Genomic DNA, 15855 nt, shown 5'->3' with positions numbered 1-15855 from the left:
AATAATTCTAGTTGTGAGGTGATTACAATGACAATTACCCTGGATAACCTTGGACAAGACACTTTTTTGTTCTGTTAAATTACTACTCCCTAACTTTGGCAACAAAGTAAAATAGATTGGAAATGCCCTGTCTTGATGCAGTCGCTCATGGGGGGAACCACGGCAGTTGCTCATGGGGGAGACCCCCAAGACCGCGCTGCATCGCTTTTATCCCAAATGAGACTAACCATGACTAAGTTAATACGACCCCAATTTGTTCTATTAATTGCTAGATAAATTAGGCTTTCCGAGGTAAAGTATGCTTTCAATAATTCTTCAACTATTGGTAACCAATTTTTTTCAAGTGTTAAGTTTGGTAATGATAAAAATCTTTAGGTGCGACCCGTGGCGAATTTAATTAGCCAACGGAAAGCGCACCTTCGAATTCTTTTTCTTCTACTTTCAAATTTAATGGGTAAAGGGAGAGCATTGGCTATTTTTTCTAAGTTAACTTTTTTAATTGACTGTAAGAGATTGAGCAAAATTTTCAATAAAATATATTCGGCTAGACTCAATTGACTTTTTAGGTGCGACCCGTGGCGAATTTAATTCTTAATGCGGAAAGCGCACCTTAGGTGGTTTTGGTAAAATGCTGGTAACATTGTCGATAAGTAGGTCTTGTTGCAAATTTAGAGACCTACTTTTTTTTACCACAAAATGCTACTACCTTTACATAGCCAGCCTTTCAGGCTGTTTCGTCACCCCTTCAGAGAAAAATATGGAATAGAAGCGCCCAAAGGTAAACCGGGAACTGTGTTATTTTTTCGTCCTAATTGCGTTCATGGCTCAGCTAATAATATTTCTCCCTTTTCAAGAAAAATTGCTATTATAACCTATAATAGTATTGACAATATTCCTGACAATATTCCGATTGCCGTAGACAATCCGCGTCCTGACTTCTTAGTTGGTCGAGACTATAGAGCAATCAAACCTTTACCAGAACAAGCCTTAATCCTATAAACCATTGAAACAAAGAGTGGGAGCAGAACAAATTAGATTCTTTGAGCAGCGTTAATCTAATGCCTAATTTTGGAGTTGAGAAAGGAATAAACAGGATGACAACAAATAAACACATTGCCCTATGGACTTGCCCGAGAAGTCGTTCAACACTGATGTTGATTTTATTCAAACTTTCTTGAGCACTGAATTCCAGTTCTTGGAAACGTTGTATCCAAACAGATCGAGGTAATAACTGTCTATCAGATACTCGTCTTCGTGGTTTTTCAGCCAACCTTGCAGATCTGCCATAATAGATTCACCTTGCATTTCATCTTCTGGCGTTTCGTCCCAGTAAATATCCTCGTCTTTCCATCCAGGTTTCCACACAAATGGGTTAGTATCTTCAATTATTATGTAGTCGCCACTCTCAAAACCGTTTTTGTGAAAATAGTCTAAAATTCCTACTGAATTTACGTGAGCATCTTCAGTGACGAACCAGGGATGAGGTAGAGTCGAGAGTAGTTCCCGAGTAAATACAGATTCAATCTGATTAGAATCTCCCTGGATAAACTGCACTCTCTGGTCATCTTTTGCCTTTTCGTCTAGGAGAGACAGATCGATATCCATTGAGTAGATCTTACTTTCAATTCCCAACATCTCCATTAGATCTGCCAACCAAATTGCACTGCCCCCGTTGAATGCGCCTATTTCAATAATGGTTTTCGGTTGCAGTTCGTGTAGCAGCATTGGGTAAAGCGTGATTTCCGTAATGCCTTTACCCAATATTATCCCTTTCCAGGTTTGTAAATAGTTGTTTTGCAACAGATTTTTCCACGCTGCTTCCGGAAGATCGCTGCGATATTCTCGAGCGGAAATTTTGACAAACCGATCAGTTTTTAATGGTTCCTGCTTGTGTTTTGCTAATTGGATTGCTGTTTGGTAGCTCATAATATTGGACTTCTCTGTGTTAATAATTACAACTTTAGATGCGTTTTCCCTGGCTTTTTGTTAGTAGTGGGATTCCATGAAATCACATTATCTATGCTTTTCTATGTTTCCATATCTCCCAGTCTCCCATCCCACAATCGCCTCAGTTAAACCTTCTAAAGTATATTCAACTGCTTCCACATATACTCTGCCTAGCAACTGGCGACAGCTTTCGGAAGTTTGGGGACCAATCGAAGCGATACAGACATTTTTTAAAAGGGAATGGAGAGTTTTTGAGGGTGCAGATTGTTCGCCGTCAGCATTAGAGTAGAGTTGGATAGTTTCCGTTGAAGAGTTAAAAGCTTGCTTGAGTAGTTTGTAAAAATTCTTGACGGTTTTAGAACTAGCAAACGTAACAATATCTATTGCTCTCTGTTGCCAAGCATCTAAAATAGCAGGAGCCATGTAATCTGGACAACCAGACTCATAGGCAGCAACTTCTACAACTTGAGCACCTTTTTCCATTAGTTCTTTCACTAACACCTCTCGCCCACCGGTTTCCACTCGGGGGAAAAGCACTTGTTTGTTAGTTAAAGACTCTGGAAAATGTTCCACCAAAGAATCAGCCACAAAGTTTGGTGGGATAAAGTCGGGTTGTAAATTGTGTTGTTTCAGACTCGCCGCAGTTTTCTTACCCACCACAGCAATCTTAATCCCTACTAAAGCACGGGCATCTTTACCATTATCCAGTAATCGTTTAAAAAAGTAATCCACCCCATTGCTAGAGGTGAGAATCAACCAATCGAAGTTAGCGAGATTAGCGATCGCATAATCTAATCCAGCCCAACTGGAAGGAGGAGTAATCACCAAGGTGGGCATTTCGATAATAGTCGCTCCTTCTTGTTCCAGGAGCTGGTTAAATTTTTGGGATTGACTAGCGGAACGGGTAACTAATACAGTTTTTCCAGTAAGCACTTTGGTAGTTTCGGTTACCGGTTGATGCTTGTCTTGACAACCTTCACTGTTCGACTGGTCTTGATCAGCTAATCCCATAGATGCCCTTAAGCCCACTACTTCACCAACTACAATTACCACAGGTGAGAGGGATATACCAAGGGTTTGCTTTAATATAGTGCTTAAAGTACCCAGCCAAACCTGTTGCTGGGGGCGTCCACCATTCCGAATCAGAGCAATGGGGGTCTGATGCGATCGCCCATAGCGTTGTAGCTGTTGGACAATTTCTGCTAGATGACGTCCTCCCATTAAAATCGCCAAGGTGTCGATTCTTGCTAGTGCTTCCCAATCTAGTTGCTCTGGCTGATGAGCAGTGACAACCGCAAAGCATTTGCTCAAAACGGAGTCTGTTAAAGGAATTCCCGCTAGTAAGGGAGCTGCTAGGGCTGAGGAAATGCCTGGTATCACCTCAAACTGACACTCAGCAGCAATCAATGCCTGAATTTCTGAGCTAGAGCGCCCGAAAATAAACGGGTCACCACTTTTTAGCCTTACCACTTGCTTGCCTTGTCGGCATTGCTCTACCAGCAGTTGGTTAATCCTAGGTTGGGGTGTAGAAGGGCGTCCACCCCGTTTCCCTACATGGAACAGTTGACAATCACAGGGCACCAGTTGCAATAAAAGGGAATCTACCAAAGCATCATATACCAACACTTCAGCTTGAGTCAGCAGTTGTTGCCCCCTTACGGTTAAGTAGTTAACATCTCCTGGACCAGCACCTACGATGTAAATTTTTCCCTTGTTGTGATTAGTCATTAGACTTCGCGGCAGTTGTCGGGAACAGGGAACAGCGATGCAGCGCCTTCATGCGGGGGTTTCCCCCATGAGCGACTGCATCAAGACGGGAACAGGGAACAGTGGACGAGAATTGACATAAACACTATCAGAACAATACTTTTGCAAGATATCTATTATATAGCGTTTGTATTTGAGATGTAAATCTAGGAGTTTTTTTTATCGTCCAATACTCCGGATCTCTTTGGGAGCCTGGGAGCAGGGCTGTTTCTTGCGTCGCACCTAAAAACTCTTAAAATCATTCCATTATTAAGCAACGCCGGAATTGGAGGTAGGTATAAGGGTTTGAGCTTCGATAAAATCAATCGAGAGTTAATTTGGGACTGTATCTTACCTGAGTTAACTGGCCTCAAAGCCATATATAGCAAGCTTTTTATGGCTCATGTCACCCCCTCAGATAAACGATTAACCTTAGGGGAAAAGCGCAATGCCAAACCTATGGCAACAGTAGCTTCAGTTTATACTATTGACCTCCAATACAATGATTACTTGAAAGCTGGTCTTCCCATTGCTACCGGGGTGAAGAATGGTGCTTGTCGTCATCTGATTAAAGACCGCATGGATCTTACTGGAGCTAGATGGAGTCTTATGGGTGCTGATACCAAGTTGCGCTCAAAGGTACAACTTTCTCTTCCGCCAATCTCCCTATCTCCCTATCTCCCCATCTCCCCATCTCCCTATCTCCCTATCTCCCTATCCAACCAATCTACTCTCTTTGAATGCAACTCGGTATGAGGCGGTTTTACGTCTTCGCTCCCTTTATATTAGTGGTGTAGGACATGAATATTGGCGCTTTCACTTAAAGCAGGAACATAAACGTCATCACCTGGCTTTGTATAAAGATGGTATTCCTTTAATGAAACGACTCTTTCAAGCTTGTTGCTCTACTAATGCTCCTCCTACTCTTGCTATACCTGTCTAAACCTTATTCTTTGTCTTTTTAAAAGAGCCGCACCCTAAAGATTTAATTGATGGGATTACCTCCGCAATCCTGAAGGTGACTCAAGAAAATATTCATAACTGGTTTACTCATTGTTGTTACTGTACCTCATGAGTCCTAGAAACGCTATACAATGAAATCTTACTCCTTTACTTCTGCCTTCTGCCTTCTGCCCTCTGCCTTCGATTCACGCCTAGTATAAGTATTCAACCGGACATGATATCACTGAGCATCTTTCTGGAGAATTGCTGGATAGATTTGCTCTCTAGCTCTGGCAAGCTGGTATCGGTCATCAATTTCTCCCCAGAGTAGATCCCTAATCACCGTATAGTAAACTGGATAGGATTTTGCTGCTGCTATCAGCCCATCAGTTTCATAATTCAGCTTGAGGCTTGTTTTAAATCTTAGGCTGGCTTGCGCCAACATGCTTTGAAACAAAGGCTGGGATATTTTGGAAATACCGACCATTTCACCGGCAATTTGACTCCCCAGTTCAGCCTTATTTTTAGACATCGCAACGATTGTCTCACCTGAGGTTTCCACATACACTTCATCGCCAGCATTGGTTTGGCCAGATAGCAAGACTACATTGTCTTTAGGAAAGTTCAAGACTGCTGTTAAAGCACGCTTTTCGTAAATCAAATCTGATTCCAACAACAGAAAATCACCCTCAATCAGCTCACGGGCACAATAGAGGGAATACATGGTACCTGATTCAGCATAGTGTGGGTTATGAACCGTCAATATCTGATCATTAAAACGTTGCTGCAGACGCTCATAAAAGTCAGATAAATGACCAGTGACAATGATGATGCGCTGCATACCGCAGTCAGTCAGTCGCTCTATGGATTCCTCAATAATAGGGCGCTCTCCCAACTGGAGAAACCCTTTAGGAGCCGATTGCCCTATTTCCTGGAGTCTAGTGCCCATGCCAGCAGCTAGAATAACGGCTGTTTCTACTTTCATTAGTGTTTATCAATCAAGACATTGAAACGGTATTTGCTATTGTCGTAGCCTTGAAGACATTGATCTTCAGTCGTTACCTGAACCGACTCAGTTGCCAGAACTTGCTGGAACCAGTCCTTGCTGTAGTACAAATGATCGAGTCCCCGATACCTCTGCTCATATTCCGCATCTCCTATGGCTGCTTTCCGGGCACTGATTGCTGCTTCCTGCTTAGAGAGATCCGGAACATCAAGAATGCCAATACTTTTCTGGGCGATTTGAACCATGCCCCGGAGGACCTCTGCTGCATAGTCATAGGTTGGGAAATAATGGAAGACCCCCCCTGACAACACAACATCGAATTGACGGTCTCTTGGTAGATCAATCGCTTCTCCTACCCTGATCGTGGCTTGGGGCATGGCCACTCGGGCAATCTTGACCAAGTTAGCTGAGTAGTCAATTCCCGCGACGGGGTTTCCTTGTTGGTAAAACGGATAGAGAAAAGCACCCGCACCACACCCGACTTCCAACAATGAATCCTTTGGGGTGATGTTGAGCCGAGCCGCGATATGCTTCCCATAAGCCATCCAGCCAGATTCTTGCACACCTGATGACCAGGGAGGATCGTAGCCATTTGCAACCAGCAAAGAAAGTAAAGTTGGCTGCTCTGCCTCATCAGCCTGTCTCCGATTCCAGATGTCGTGCCAATTGTTCTGCAATGTCTAATCTTTAAATAGCTCTAAAACAATATGTATGTTACACCCTAATGTATTACTTTGTCTAGAGTGAGCATCTCTATTCAGCAATTATGATTTGGGAAAAGATAGAAATCATCTTATATGGTGTTTGTAGAGAACACATTAAAATTTTGAGATCAGATTTATATAAATTATTCAGATTGGATTATTTTATTGACCAGTTTAAGCGAACGCCAACAGAACTGACTAACGTAATATTTATCCGTCACAGTTTACCATAAGTTGCAAAAACTGGATGACTTAGTATTTTTATATCTTCTTCACTTAATGAAGGATGCCATACATCGATAACTAAGACAACTCTTGATTTTTTCCCTTGATGCAATATTTCATGCTCAAATGAATCGTCAAATGCCATAGCTTTAGATTGCTGCCAAAAGCGCCATTCATTCCCTACTCGTATTTTAGCACTTTCTGGTTCGGGCACTCGCACTCCTAAATGGTATCTCAATCTTAAGTTTGAAGAACCACTATGGGGCAATATATGACTATCAGAAACTAACTGGGAAAACAGCACAAAACCAAAGTTAATACAAAGGGGTAGTTTTTCGATTATTGAAAGTGTTTTTGGGCATAAATTTGCTATAGCTTGTTTCTCTGCCCCGGTAGAAAAAATAAATATACCATTCCATTGACCTGACCCCATTAAGCTAACATTATCGGGATGTTCTTTCATATATTCATCTATTTTGTTGTACTCAGATATAATTATTTCTGCATTTTGTTCGAGAGTTGATTTAATTTCATCGTTATCATAAAACCACGGTTTACTGTTGAGGGATTTACAGTACCAAACACTAGGGTTGGGATGGTTTATACCATCTTCTTCCCTGTCGGAATAGTAAATAGTATTGATGTCGTAATTTTTAGCGATCGCATCTCGTTTTCGTTGGAATATGTGTTCGTTAAATATGTGGAAAATTCCGCGCCAACTGACTGCATATTTTAAGGGTAAGTCATACCAAAATAAGTTGTTTAAATTTTCTGATTCTACACCATTTAATAATCTAGCGATAACCCGAGAATCTTGGATATATTTAATGTATTTTTTCATCGTTAATATTTATGGTTAATTGTATATAATATTCTCGTTCCTAATGCTACCTCCTTGAAAAGTTAAGCGGATAATGATGTGATCTAATTTCTGAGGCTAACTTTAAGTTGATCAATCCTGCAGGGGGGTAAACTTGTGGAATGGGCATATTGGTGGAACGGGCATCTTGCTGGAACCGGCATATTGTTGTGGAACGAACATCTTGGTGGAATGGGCATATTGGTGGAACGGGCATCTTGCCCGTTATCAATATTTTCGGGCAGGCAGGATGCCCACCCCAATCCTATTAATTGCTTAATTCAGCAACGACCATAAAAACATATTTATTGTATACCTCAGTGTAGTATTATGAGTACATAGAACATCATCTATGGCACCGATAATGGTAAAAGCAAAGGCATGATAAAGGAATATGAAAACTATCAGGATACATCCAAAAGCTACGACACAACTCGTATCCCAATCGGGGTTGAGATTTTATTGGGTTGCTTTGCGACTACCCCTCGTCCTTTGCCAGAGCAGGTGATCTTGGATGGTGGGTGTGGTACTGGAAACTATATCCAAGCCTTGAAGAGTAAAGTCAATAGCCTGTGGGGTCTAGAATTCAATGGGGGAATGTTGGCGCAAGCAACAGAAAAGTTCCGCAATGACCCCAATATTCACTTAGATCAAGGCAGTCTTCTCGATCTTCCCTATGAGAATGAGACCTTTGATGGGATAATGTGTAACCAGGTTCTCCATCACTTGGGTTCGCAGGACGCAGCTCAGGAAAATTTTCCTGAACTGAACCAGGTGTTTGAGCAAGCGTATCGAGTGCTGCGTCCCCAAGGCGTCTTTGTCTGTAATACCAGCAGTCATCCACAGGTTTATGATGGATTTTGGTGGGCTGATCTGATTCCAGACGCGGTATCGAGAATCGCTAAACGTATGCCACCAATAGCATCGATTACTCAGAAATTGGATCAAGCTGGCTTTTGCTTTGGGGGCATTGTTGTCCCAATTCATGCTGTGATGCAAGGTGACAATTACCTTGACCCAGAAGGCCCCCTCAAGCAAACCTATCGGAATGGTGATTCTACTTGGTCTTTGGTCAGGCAAGGGGAATTAGAACAAGCATTGGAGCGAGTTCGGAATATGAACAAGGATGGAAGCATCGTTCACTATCTTGAGCAACGGGAAAGTTTGCGCCAAAAATTGGGGCAAACAACTTTTGTTTATGCCTACAAGAAACCGAGTTGAGAGCCTCCATCGTTTAATTGCTAGAAGGACGTGAATTAACGACCTTTTAGACTCTCCGGTGCTATGAGCTAAGGCGCAAGCTTCGGCAACAGCCCACAGAGACATCAAATGCACAGCTGATAGGCGCAATAAAGAACTTTGATCTTCTCTGCATAATCCTGATTATGGGGAAGATAGGGTTGTGGTGGCGAAAGATAGGCTGGTTTTAACATGCCTTCTGACTCCATCTTGTTTAAGGTAACGTCGAATTGTTTTTGATAGTGGATATCCTCTCGGTTTGTAAACACCAGATATCCTCCCGGTTTTACTAATCGGAAAAACTTATACAACACATTTGACGTTTCCATATTAGTAAGCACAGCAGTGGAAATGATTCCATCAAATTCATGATCTTGAAATGGCAGTTCTTGCTGTATATCTGCTTTATATAGAGCAGTATAAATATGTTTATCCCTAGCAATGTCCAAAGAGTTTTGGGAAATGTCAACTCCAATTATGGTTTGATAACCTTGTTCTCGAAGAGCTTGTCCAGCAAGTCCGGTTCCACATCCGAGATCCAAAATTTTCCCATCGCTAGCAACAAACTTTGCCATCAGTTCAGCAGCAACCTGATGACAAGCATACTGCCAATTCAAGACTTGATCCTCATACACTTGAGCTAAAGTATCATATTCTTTTTCAACTTCGGCGATTTCAGTGTTCCATCTGTTTGACCACTTAGATAAGAATTGTGCTTGTTGATTATTAGTCATTAATTATTCTCTTTTAGTCTAACTATAATTACTTATTGTTCATTGATACTCTAGCATATTTATCAATGTTTTATACAGACTTTAAAATTATTTACAGTGATTAGTTTGATTCAAATGATTTCATTATGTACTCTCTGGCATCCCATAAATATTGAATACCAGAAACCCAGATCAATGATTGAGTTATAAGTATGAATAACACAGTCAAATCAAAAAGACTCTCATTTACAGGTCTTAATGTAGTTAAGGTAACTACTGCAATAGTTGCGAAACACAATATTATAGAATTCCAACGATTTTCTAAAGGATCCGAATATCCAAAAATTCGACCTTCTAGTAGTATGTGTAACCCAATAACAATAAACAACCATTCACTTGAAAACCCATAAATTTTATACCAATAAAGCCCTACCAAAGGATAACCAATATATACCGCTTTTAATTTAGCAATAACATTGGCTTCAATGACAATATTATTTAAATTTAATATCTGTCTTGCAAATGTTGCTAAAAAATCTCTTGTCAGAGCTAGAAAAACAAACCATATCGGGAGAATTCCCATTTCAATGCTAATCACATACAAGGCTAGGAAACCTATATAGTCTACAATAGGATCGAAATACTTACCGAAATCTGTTTTTAAGTCCTTTGTTCTAGCTAACCATCCATCAACAGCATCCAATAAAAATGCTATATAAAATAACACACCAATATACATATAGTATGGAGGGGGAACAAGATACCATGAAACAAAAGCTATAAAAATTAAAATCAATCTAAATAATGTAATGTGATTCGGTTTAATCACGATAGCTATAACTCCTTTATTATTTCTTTGATAATCATTTTCCAGTCAACAGTTGTGGAATCCACAAGATTCCACAACCCAAATCTTTCGGGTCGTACTGAAGATAGTTTTTTCAGTCTTTTATAAGTCTTTGATTCTATAATAGTATCAAATCCTTGTTTTAATTCTAAGCTTATGTCTAATTTTCGACAATAATATAATAACCGCTCATATAAATCAGGTAATTTATAAATACATCTTATTTTCATAGCAACTAAAGCACCCATTAAAACTAATTGACCGTGTGATAGTTTACTATCTGCATATAATTTCTCAAATTCGTGTTCAGAACGGCTACACCAACTACTATCAGTTTTCATTAATAAAGAAAATGAGTAAAGTTGTTTGATTATTTCGATTAATGAGCTTTCATTACGTTTTGTGTATTTGTTTATAAATGGTTCAATTTTATAAAAAGGTGTTTGATCAAATTCTTTGACTTTATTATCAACTTTTAAGTCTTCCCATACATTCAATTTTGATAATAATTCACCCAAGCCGCTAACCCAAAATTTATGTGGCATGTACTTGTTTAATAAGGGCAAACAAGCATAAACAGCTTTAGGAGGTTTTGATTTATAACTCTGATTATATGACGTTTCATCTGGCTTTAAGGAACTAAAACTAGATGAAAATCCATCATTTGAAATAGAAGATAACAATACGATTAAAGAAACTTGATCTCGTTTGGCACAAATTTTTGTAAAATCGATCAGCTTCCCCCCTCCAAAAACTAAAAAGCATTGACCGCTGGCAGGAAAGATAAATTTGTCAATATTTGAATAAGTTAAAGGAAATTTTGGTACAGTAACCGGGAGCTTGCTTTTTATGACGTGATTGTAAATAGGAGAAAAACAGTTCATTAAATAGACACTTGGACCTATAACAATGCCGTCAACTTTTTCAGTTTTTATGATTGTTTTTATGCATTTATCCATTGAATTTTTCGATAGTTGCAATGTACAAGTCATAAGCTTTATTACCGTTTAAATACCCTGATATGTTTCAAATTCATTATTTCCTTTACCATAACCCCAAGAGGCGAAATAACATTTAACTTTTGAAGATATCTCCAAATTCTCTATCCTATCATCAACTAAAACAGCCTGATTATAGTCTGGATGATTATCTAAAAACTTTTCAATAAAATTTACTTTACCGCCATATTTGACAGAATGACTATAATCAAATACTTTTCGATCGGGTATTTTAATCTTGAAATAGTTTTTTAAAATTAAAACATCATCCATATTTTTACGAGTTAGAATAAAATAATTGTTGGTGTTTTTTTGATTTGTCAGTGTTTTGCCATAATCAGTAATACTATGTAAACCACACCACCAATTCAAATGATTATTTTGATAAAATTTTCTAATTTTCCTGAATTGTTTACTATAACTATCTATTTCTTGATTATCTACTTGCTTGCGTATTTTTTTAAAGTTATTTAAATCTTGACTTTCTAATGCTTTTAATAAGCAATATTCATCTGCATCTGAATAAAGAAGATGGCAATTATCTTTGTATAATTGTTTATGTTGACTATCATGAGTTGCTTTTTCGATACCATAATAGGCAAGTACGCCAATGTGATACCATTCTTCAATAGAATCTACGATTACCCCATCAAAATCTAAAAAAATAGCTTCCATTTGAATCTTGCCAACAGATATAAGCTAAGCACTGAAAAATCCCTGAAACCCAGGTATATCAAGAAAATAATTAAAGCGAAGTAAAATTACTACTATGTATGGGTTTGAGGCTGCTTTTAGCTAAAAAATGTCTAAGTACCGATCATGTGTCGTTTCAGCACTGCCAGCTTACTATACAAACCATCAATACCTGCATAGCATCCTTGTAAATGACGCTTGTCTGTATTGAAAAAAGCTGTGCGACCATGCAACACTCGCCGATTGTCCACCATATATACTTGTCCTGGTTGTAGCTTGAATTGCACCTGATTTTTGACATCCATTATCATTTCGAAGAAGGTACGATAGGCATCATAGAAAGACCCCATCAATTCTGCATCCATACGCAATGGTTGTAACGATTCATTGTGGAAACAAACTGCTGTCAACTCATCGCGCCGATTGACTTGTATGATTGTCTTTTCGGCGGAGATTTCTACATTTGGATCGCTAAAGCAAAAGTTGACAGGGATAGATGCTAGCAATTTAAAGTATTTAGGGTTTTTCTGACGTAGTTTTTCTGCAACCTGAAAGCCATCCACGATGATGCTATCACCCCCCTCAACGTCCGACGAAAGGCAGTGCAAAAGCATCAATGTGGGTGCGGGGTCACGATATGGATTATCTGTATGAGGACTCAGGTAATCATTTGTATAGGTTAAATTCGTGGCATTAGTAACAATTTTGACATCAGATATGCGACCAAAGTTAGTTTCATGTATATAGCCAAACTGATCGACAATGTTTTCCACCGCACCCAATTGAGTAGGGACATTTTTTAGAAAGGCAACCCCATATTGACAAAATGCAACTAGCCAATCATATAGTGTTCTTTCTTTAGAGATAATTTCTGGGTAGTCAAAAGTGAGTGAATTGATGTCAACAGAGCAATTCCAAAGCTGGATTTGCATCTCATTATTGGGGCCAGACAATGGCATGTCATAGACATGGTTATATAACCAATCAGCACTGTAGCTACTTTGGTGTCCATCGACCCAGACAATTTCTAGAGACTGTTCCTTGATAACTTGCACAGAGCTAGGATGAATATCTGCTGGAATATCGACTGTTTGAAGCAGTCGTTGTCCATTTGGGTGAAGTGACTTTGGACTTTGGCAGTTATCCCGCAACCAGATATAGTGGAAAGTAGAATCAGAACCGCTTTGCCAGTGAATAGTCAATGTTTTCTCGTTGATTGAGATAGATTGTATCATCAGGAATAATCCCCTCTCATCTTTTCTGCAAAACTAAGGGTAGTCTACCCTGAATGCTTAAACAAAACATGAAAACAATCCACCAGACGGTCTAGATCACTCGGTTGGATATCACCCATATTAGCTATCCGGAAAATCTGGTTTTTGAATCCCCCCTGCCCCGCATAAATCACAAAACCAGATTCTTTCAGGGTGTCATGGATTTGCTCATAGCTGTAGCCTGGGGGCAATTTAAAAGAAGTCAGGATACAGCTATAATCCTCCACATCCAAGAGCGGTTTGATCCCGAGATTTTGCAAAGTCTGCAAAATCTGCTGAGCACGCTGAGTGTAAGAGCTGTGTCTGGCTGTCTGCCCACCCATGTCCTCCATTTCCTTGAGAGCCTCCTGGAGTCCATAGGCTACCTGTACAGCTTGGGTAAAGGGCGAATAGCCCCTTGCCTGCTCTTGATGATAGGGATAGAGATCTAAGTAAACGCTGCCAGCGGCAGAGGGGCGAGTTTCGAAAATGGATCGCTTTACCAACACAAACGATAGACCAGGCACACCATGCAGACATTTATTCGCCGTTGCCGCACAGGCTTCTAAATTCCAAGGGGCAAACTCAATGGCCTCGGCACCAAAGCTAGAGACACTATCGAGCAGCAGTGCGACATTGTAGCGCTGACACAGTTGACCCAACTGGGCGACATCATTGAGTCGTCCAGTGGTGGTTTCGTGATGAACGGCAATCACATGGGTAATGGCTGAATCCTGGGTCAGGCACGTTTCAACCTCCTTCAGGTTCATGGGCTCGTGCCAGGGGGCAGTGACCACCTCCAGGGACTTACCATGAGCCTTGATCATTGCTGCCATGCGTTCACCGTAGACCCCATTTGTTACCACTAAAGCCTTGCCATCCTGAGGCACAAGGGTTGATAGCATTGCCTCTACGGCACAAGTGCCGGAACCGGTAAGTAAAATAGCGTCATAGTCCTCAGCTGCTGCAGGATAGACCTTGGCTAGGCGGGCTTTGATATCTAGGGCGAGCTCAGCAAACTCAGGTTCACGATGGCACAGGTCTGGCTGGAGTAAGGCACGGCGCACGCGATCGCTGAGGGTAACAGGGCCAGGGTTGAGTAAGATCGTCCGGTTCATGTTGATTTTAGATGTTAGAGTTTGGCTAGGTTGAGCGCCGCTCACACGATAAATTGCCATCGGATTAGATGGACGAACAAGGGAGTTAATAGTCATAAAAGTGAGTAATTCGGACTGAATGAATACTGATATCCATCCTGTTTGTGCAGCCTGACAAGACACTCAAAAGTGTTACCAATTCGCTGTTTACCAATCCTGATTTCAAACCTTCTCTGGTTTTGTACCACTATCTTGCCCACATATGTAATACCGTTTTTAACTGTCTTACCGATATCACCTGTTTTCCAGTCGTGGTTGTATCTTCGGCGTGGCTGGGAACAAGGAAAGCCAAACTTATTCATACGGCACATTCGCTTGGTAATTTGCCCTGTAGACTTGATTAGCAAGGCTTGACTAGTTCTAAACTCTAGTTTTTCTAGATCGCCGACACATGCAGCATCGATACTATGTTGTTTAGGCAATCCTAGTCGGCAACGATGGTATTTAGTTTGTCCCCCAGTAGCAGTTGTGACCTCAATCTGGCATAATGGTTGTCCTTGACAGTTAAGTGTTTGTGCCATTTTTACAATCGCTTTTCTAGTTGCATTTACCGCCGCAGCATCTTTGAGCGGTTTCTGGGCTTGAGCTTTAATTTTTAGCAATAAACTTGGTTGATTTTTGAGATAATCTTCGATAGGTTTATTCCCTTTTTTATGATTACACTTTTGGCATGCCAGACATAAATTGCTAATTCGATTAGTACCTCCTCTTGACTTTGGCTTTATATGTTCAATCTGTAATGGAATATCTTTTTTGCCGCAATAAGTACATTTTCTACTCCACTTCTCCAACAAGTACTCTTTGACCTCGTAGCCGTGTAAAGTTCCTTGTTGATATTCTTCAGAGGAAATATCTGGATTGACCATTTTTTGCATGTCAAACTTAACGCTCTCAATAGCAATTCCTTTAACAGGGGCAAACCGTATCAATCGATTGAGCCAGGTTTCTACTGTTAATACCCTATGATTCAAACTAGGAGCTAACCATCCTTCTGGACGCTTTCTATTGAGAAATCTAGCTTTACGGTATCTAGTCTTACGATAGCGACGACTTCTACGAACAGCACGACGCTTATCTAATTCGCTTTTAATCTTTTGAGCGCGATGCTCTAATTCCCCTAGCCAAATCACATTGCTACCGTCTAGCAAAGCAAAGCCAGTGTATCTAGAACCTGGATCTATTTTGATAGTTAATGGATGGATATTTGGTTGGTTTATCGCTCTTTTAAGAATCAAAGTAAACGGGTATCTGCGAAACACAGAAGCTTTGCCTTGTTCCAAGAGTTGTCGCGCTCTTTTTGGTCTTACTGGATTAAGTGGGTTCTGGTTTTGGTCAATAATAAAAACGTAATTTTGCATGGATTGAAAATCAACTTAATGATTAGTAGCACCTAATGGTGTAAGGTTTGACTCGTTAATGTTATTAAGGCTTTTTACGACAAGAACACTGCTTAATGTAAAACGGTTAGCTGTTTAATTCTTGTCAACAGTGCCACAAGGCTGTCTAACCTAGGGGTGTGTTGACCT

At 40.2% G+C, this 15855-nt stretch carries 16 protein-coding genes and 3 pseudogenes; 6 read left to right on the top strand and 13 right to left on the bottom strand.

Annotated features, from left to right (window positions below; genetic code table 11):
* Nucleotides 1-42: 42 nt before the first annotated feature.
* Nucleotides 43-584, bottom strand: a pseudogene (locus BJP34_RS47505) (hypothetical protein); the annotation flags it as partial.
* A gap of 112 nt (nt 585-696) precedes the next feature.
* On the opposite strand from BJP34_RS47505, the gene BJP34_RS15585 reads away from it, so the two are divergent.
* Complete coding sequence (locus BJP34_RS15585) at nt 697-999, top strand: phytanoyl-CoA dioxygenase family protein (protein WP_070393131.1); 303 nt, start codon at nt 697-699, stop codon at nt 997-999.
* A gap of 165 nt (nt 1000-1164) precedes the next feature.
* On the opposite strand, the gene BJP34_RS15580 is transcribed toward BJP34_RS15585, so the two are convergent.
* Together BJP34_RS15580 and cobA are read right to left on the bottom strand one after the other, a co-directional pair.
* On the bottom strand, nt 1165-1926 hold the full coding sequence (locus tag BJP34_RS15580) for a CmcI family methyltransferase (RefSeq protein WP_070393130.1): 762 nt from the start codon (nt 1924-1926) through the stop codon (nt 1165-1167).
* 87 nt (nt 1927-2013) lie between these two features.
* A complete protein-coding gene (gene cobA / locus BJP34_RS15575; RefSeq protein ID WP_070393129.1) occupies nt 2014-3675 on the bottom strand; it encodes a uroporphyrinogen-III C-methyltransferase in 1662 nt (553 codons plus the stop codon).
* A gap of 324 nt (nt 3676-3999) precedes the next feature.
* On the opposite strand from cobA, the gene BJP34_RS15570 reads away from it, so the two are divergent.
* From BJP34_RS15570 to BJP34_RS50440, 3 genes and pseudogenes are all read left to right on the top strand, one after another.
* The gene (locus BJP34_RS15570) at nt 4000-4449 is read left to right on the top strand and encodes a hypothetical protein (protein ID WP_070393128.1); all 450 of its coding nucleotides are present in this window, start codon (nt 4000-4002) and stop codon (nt 4447-4449) included.
* Nucleotides 4448-4636: pseudogene (locus BJP34_RS36910) on the top strand (ISKra4 family transposase); the annotation flags it as partial. The gene BJP34_RS15570 and the pseudogene BJP34_RS36910, both read left to right, overlap by 2 nt.
* Before the next feature lie 18 nt (nt 4637-4654).
* Nucleotides 4655-4768: pseudogene (locus BJP34_RS50440) on the top strand (IS630 family transposase); the annotation flags it as partial.
* A gap of 108 nt (nt 4769-4876) precedes the next feature.
* Here BJP34_RS50440 and BJP34_RS15565 read toward each other — a convergent pair.
* The 3 genes from BJP34_RS15565 to BJP34_RS15555 all read right to left on the bottom strand — a co-directional run bounded on the left by BJP34_RS15565 (nt 4877) and on the right by BJP34_RS15555 (nt 7411).
* Nucleotides 4877-5620 carry an NTP transferase domain-containing protein gene (locus tag BJP34_RS15565; RefSeq protein WP_070393127.1) on the bottom strand — a complete coding sequence of 248 codons (744 nt, stop codon included), beginning with the start codon at nt 5618-5620 and terminating at the stop codon, nt 4877-4879.
* Nucleotides 5620-6246, bottom strand: a complete 627-nt coding sequence (locus BJP34_RS15560; protein WP_229424386.1) for a class I SAM-dependent methyltransferase — start codon at nt 6244-6246, stop codon at nt 5620-5622. The genes BJP34_RS15565 and BJP34_RS15560 overlap by 1 nt, the downstream gene beginning before the upstream one ends.
* A 316-nt stretch (nt 6247-6562) precedes the next feature.
* Entirely contained in the window at nt 6563-7411 is an 849-nt protein-coding gene (locus BJP34_RS15555; protein ID WP_070393125.1) for an aspartyl/asparaginyl beta-hydroxylase domain-containing protein, read from the bottom strand.
* A gap of 135 nt (nt 7412-7546) precedes the next feature.
* Between BJP34_RS15555 and BJP34_RS39915 the strand changes: the two genes are divergently transcribed.
* Together BJP34_RS39915 and BJP34_RS15550 are read left to right on the top strand one after the other, a co-directional pair.
* Entirely contained in the window at nt 7547-7726 is a 180-nt protein-coding gene (locus BJP34_RS39915; RefSeq protein WP_149030997.1) for a hypothetical protein, read from the top strand.
* 84 nt (nt 7727-7810) lie between these two features.
* Nucleotides 7811-8650 (top strand): class I SAM-dependent methyltransferase, encoded by an 840-nt coding sequence (locus tag BJP34_RS15550; protein ID WP_070393124.1) that lies wholly within the window; start codon nt 7811-7813, stop codon nt 8648-8650.
* A 104-nt stretch (nt 8651-8754) separates the two neighbouring features.
* Here the strand turns inward: BJP34_RS15550 and BJP34_RS15545 are convergent, their stop codons facing one another.
* The 7 genes from BJP34_RS15545 to iscB form a co-directional block, all read right to left on the bottom strand.
* Nucleotides 8755-9402 carry a class I SAM-dependent DNA methyltransferase gene (locus BJP34_RS15545; protein ID WP_070393123.1) on the bottom strand — a complete coding sequence of 216 codons (648 nt, stop codon included), beginning with the start codon at nt 9400-9402 and terminating at the stop codon, nt 8755-8757.
* A 100-nt stretch (nt 9403-9502) separates the two neighbouring features.
* Entirely contained in the window at nt 9503-10210 is a 708-nt protein-coding gene (locus BJP34_RS15540) for a CDP-alcohol phosphatidyltransferase family protein (protein WP_158517242.1), read from the bottom strand.
* Nucleotides 10211-10215: 5 nt separating this feature from the next.
* Nucleotides 10216-11187 carry an iron-containing alcohol dehydrogenase gene (locus BJP34_RS15535; RefSeq protein WP_070393121.1) on the bottom strand — a complete coding sequence of 324 codons (972 nt, stop codon included), beginning with the start codon at nt 11185-11187 and terminating at the stop codon, nt 10216-10218.
* A gap of 48 nt (nt 11188-11235) precedes the next feature.
* On the bottom strand, nt 11236-11901 hold the full coding sequence (locus BJP34_RS15530; RefSeq protein ID WP_070393120.1) for a hypothetical protein: 666 nt from the start codon (nt 11899-11901) through the stop codon (nt 11236-11238).
* A 131-nt stretch (nt 11902-12032) separates the two neighbouring features.
* Complete coding sequence (locus BJP34_RS15525) at nt 12033-13154, bottom strand: TauD/TfdA family dioxygenase (protein WP_070393119.1); 1122 nt, start codon at nt 13152-13154, stop codon at nt 12033-12035.
* A 44-nt stretch (nt 13155-13198) separates the two neighbouring features.
* Nucleotides 13199-14386, bottom strand: coding sequence for a 2-aminoethylphosphonate aminotransferase (locus BJP34_RS15520; protein ID WP_202972102.1), 1188 nt, complete (start codon nt 14384-14386; stop codon nt 13199-13201).
* Nucleotides 14383-15687 carry an RNA-guided endonuclease IscB gene (gene iscB / locus BJP34_RS15515; RefSeq protein WP_070393118.1) on the bottom strand — a complete coding sequence of 435 codons (1305 nt, stop codon included), beginning with the start codon at nt 15685-15687 and terminating at the stop codon, nt 14383-14385. Before iscB ends, BJP34_RS15520 begins: the two co-directional genes overlap by 4 nt.
* Nucleotides 15688-15855: the final 168 nt, after the last annotated feature.

It is taken from the genome of Moorena producens PAL-8-15-08-1 (assembly GCF_001767235.1).
In the GTDB taxonomy this organism is placed as follows: Bacteria; Cyanobacteriota; Cyanobacteriia; order Cyanobacteriales; family Coleofasciculaceae; genus Moorena; species Moorena producens_A.
This window is presented reverse-complemented; position numbering and strand designations above follow the sequence as displayed.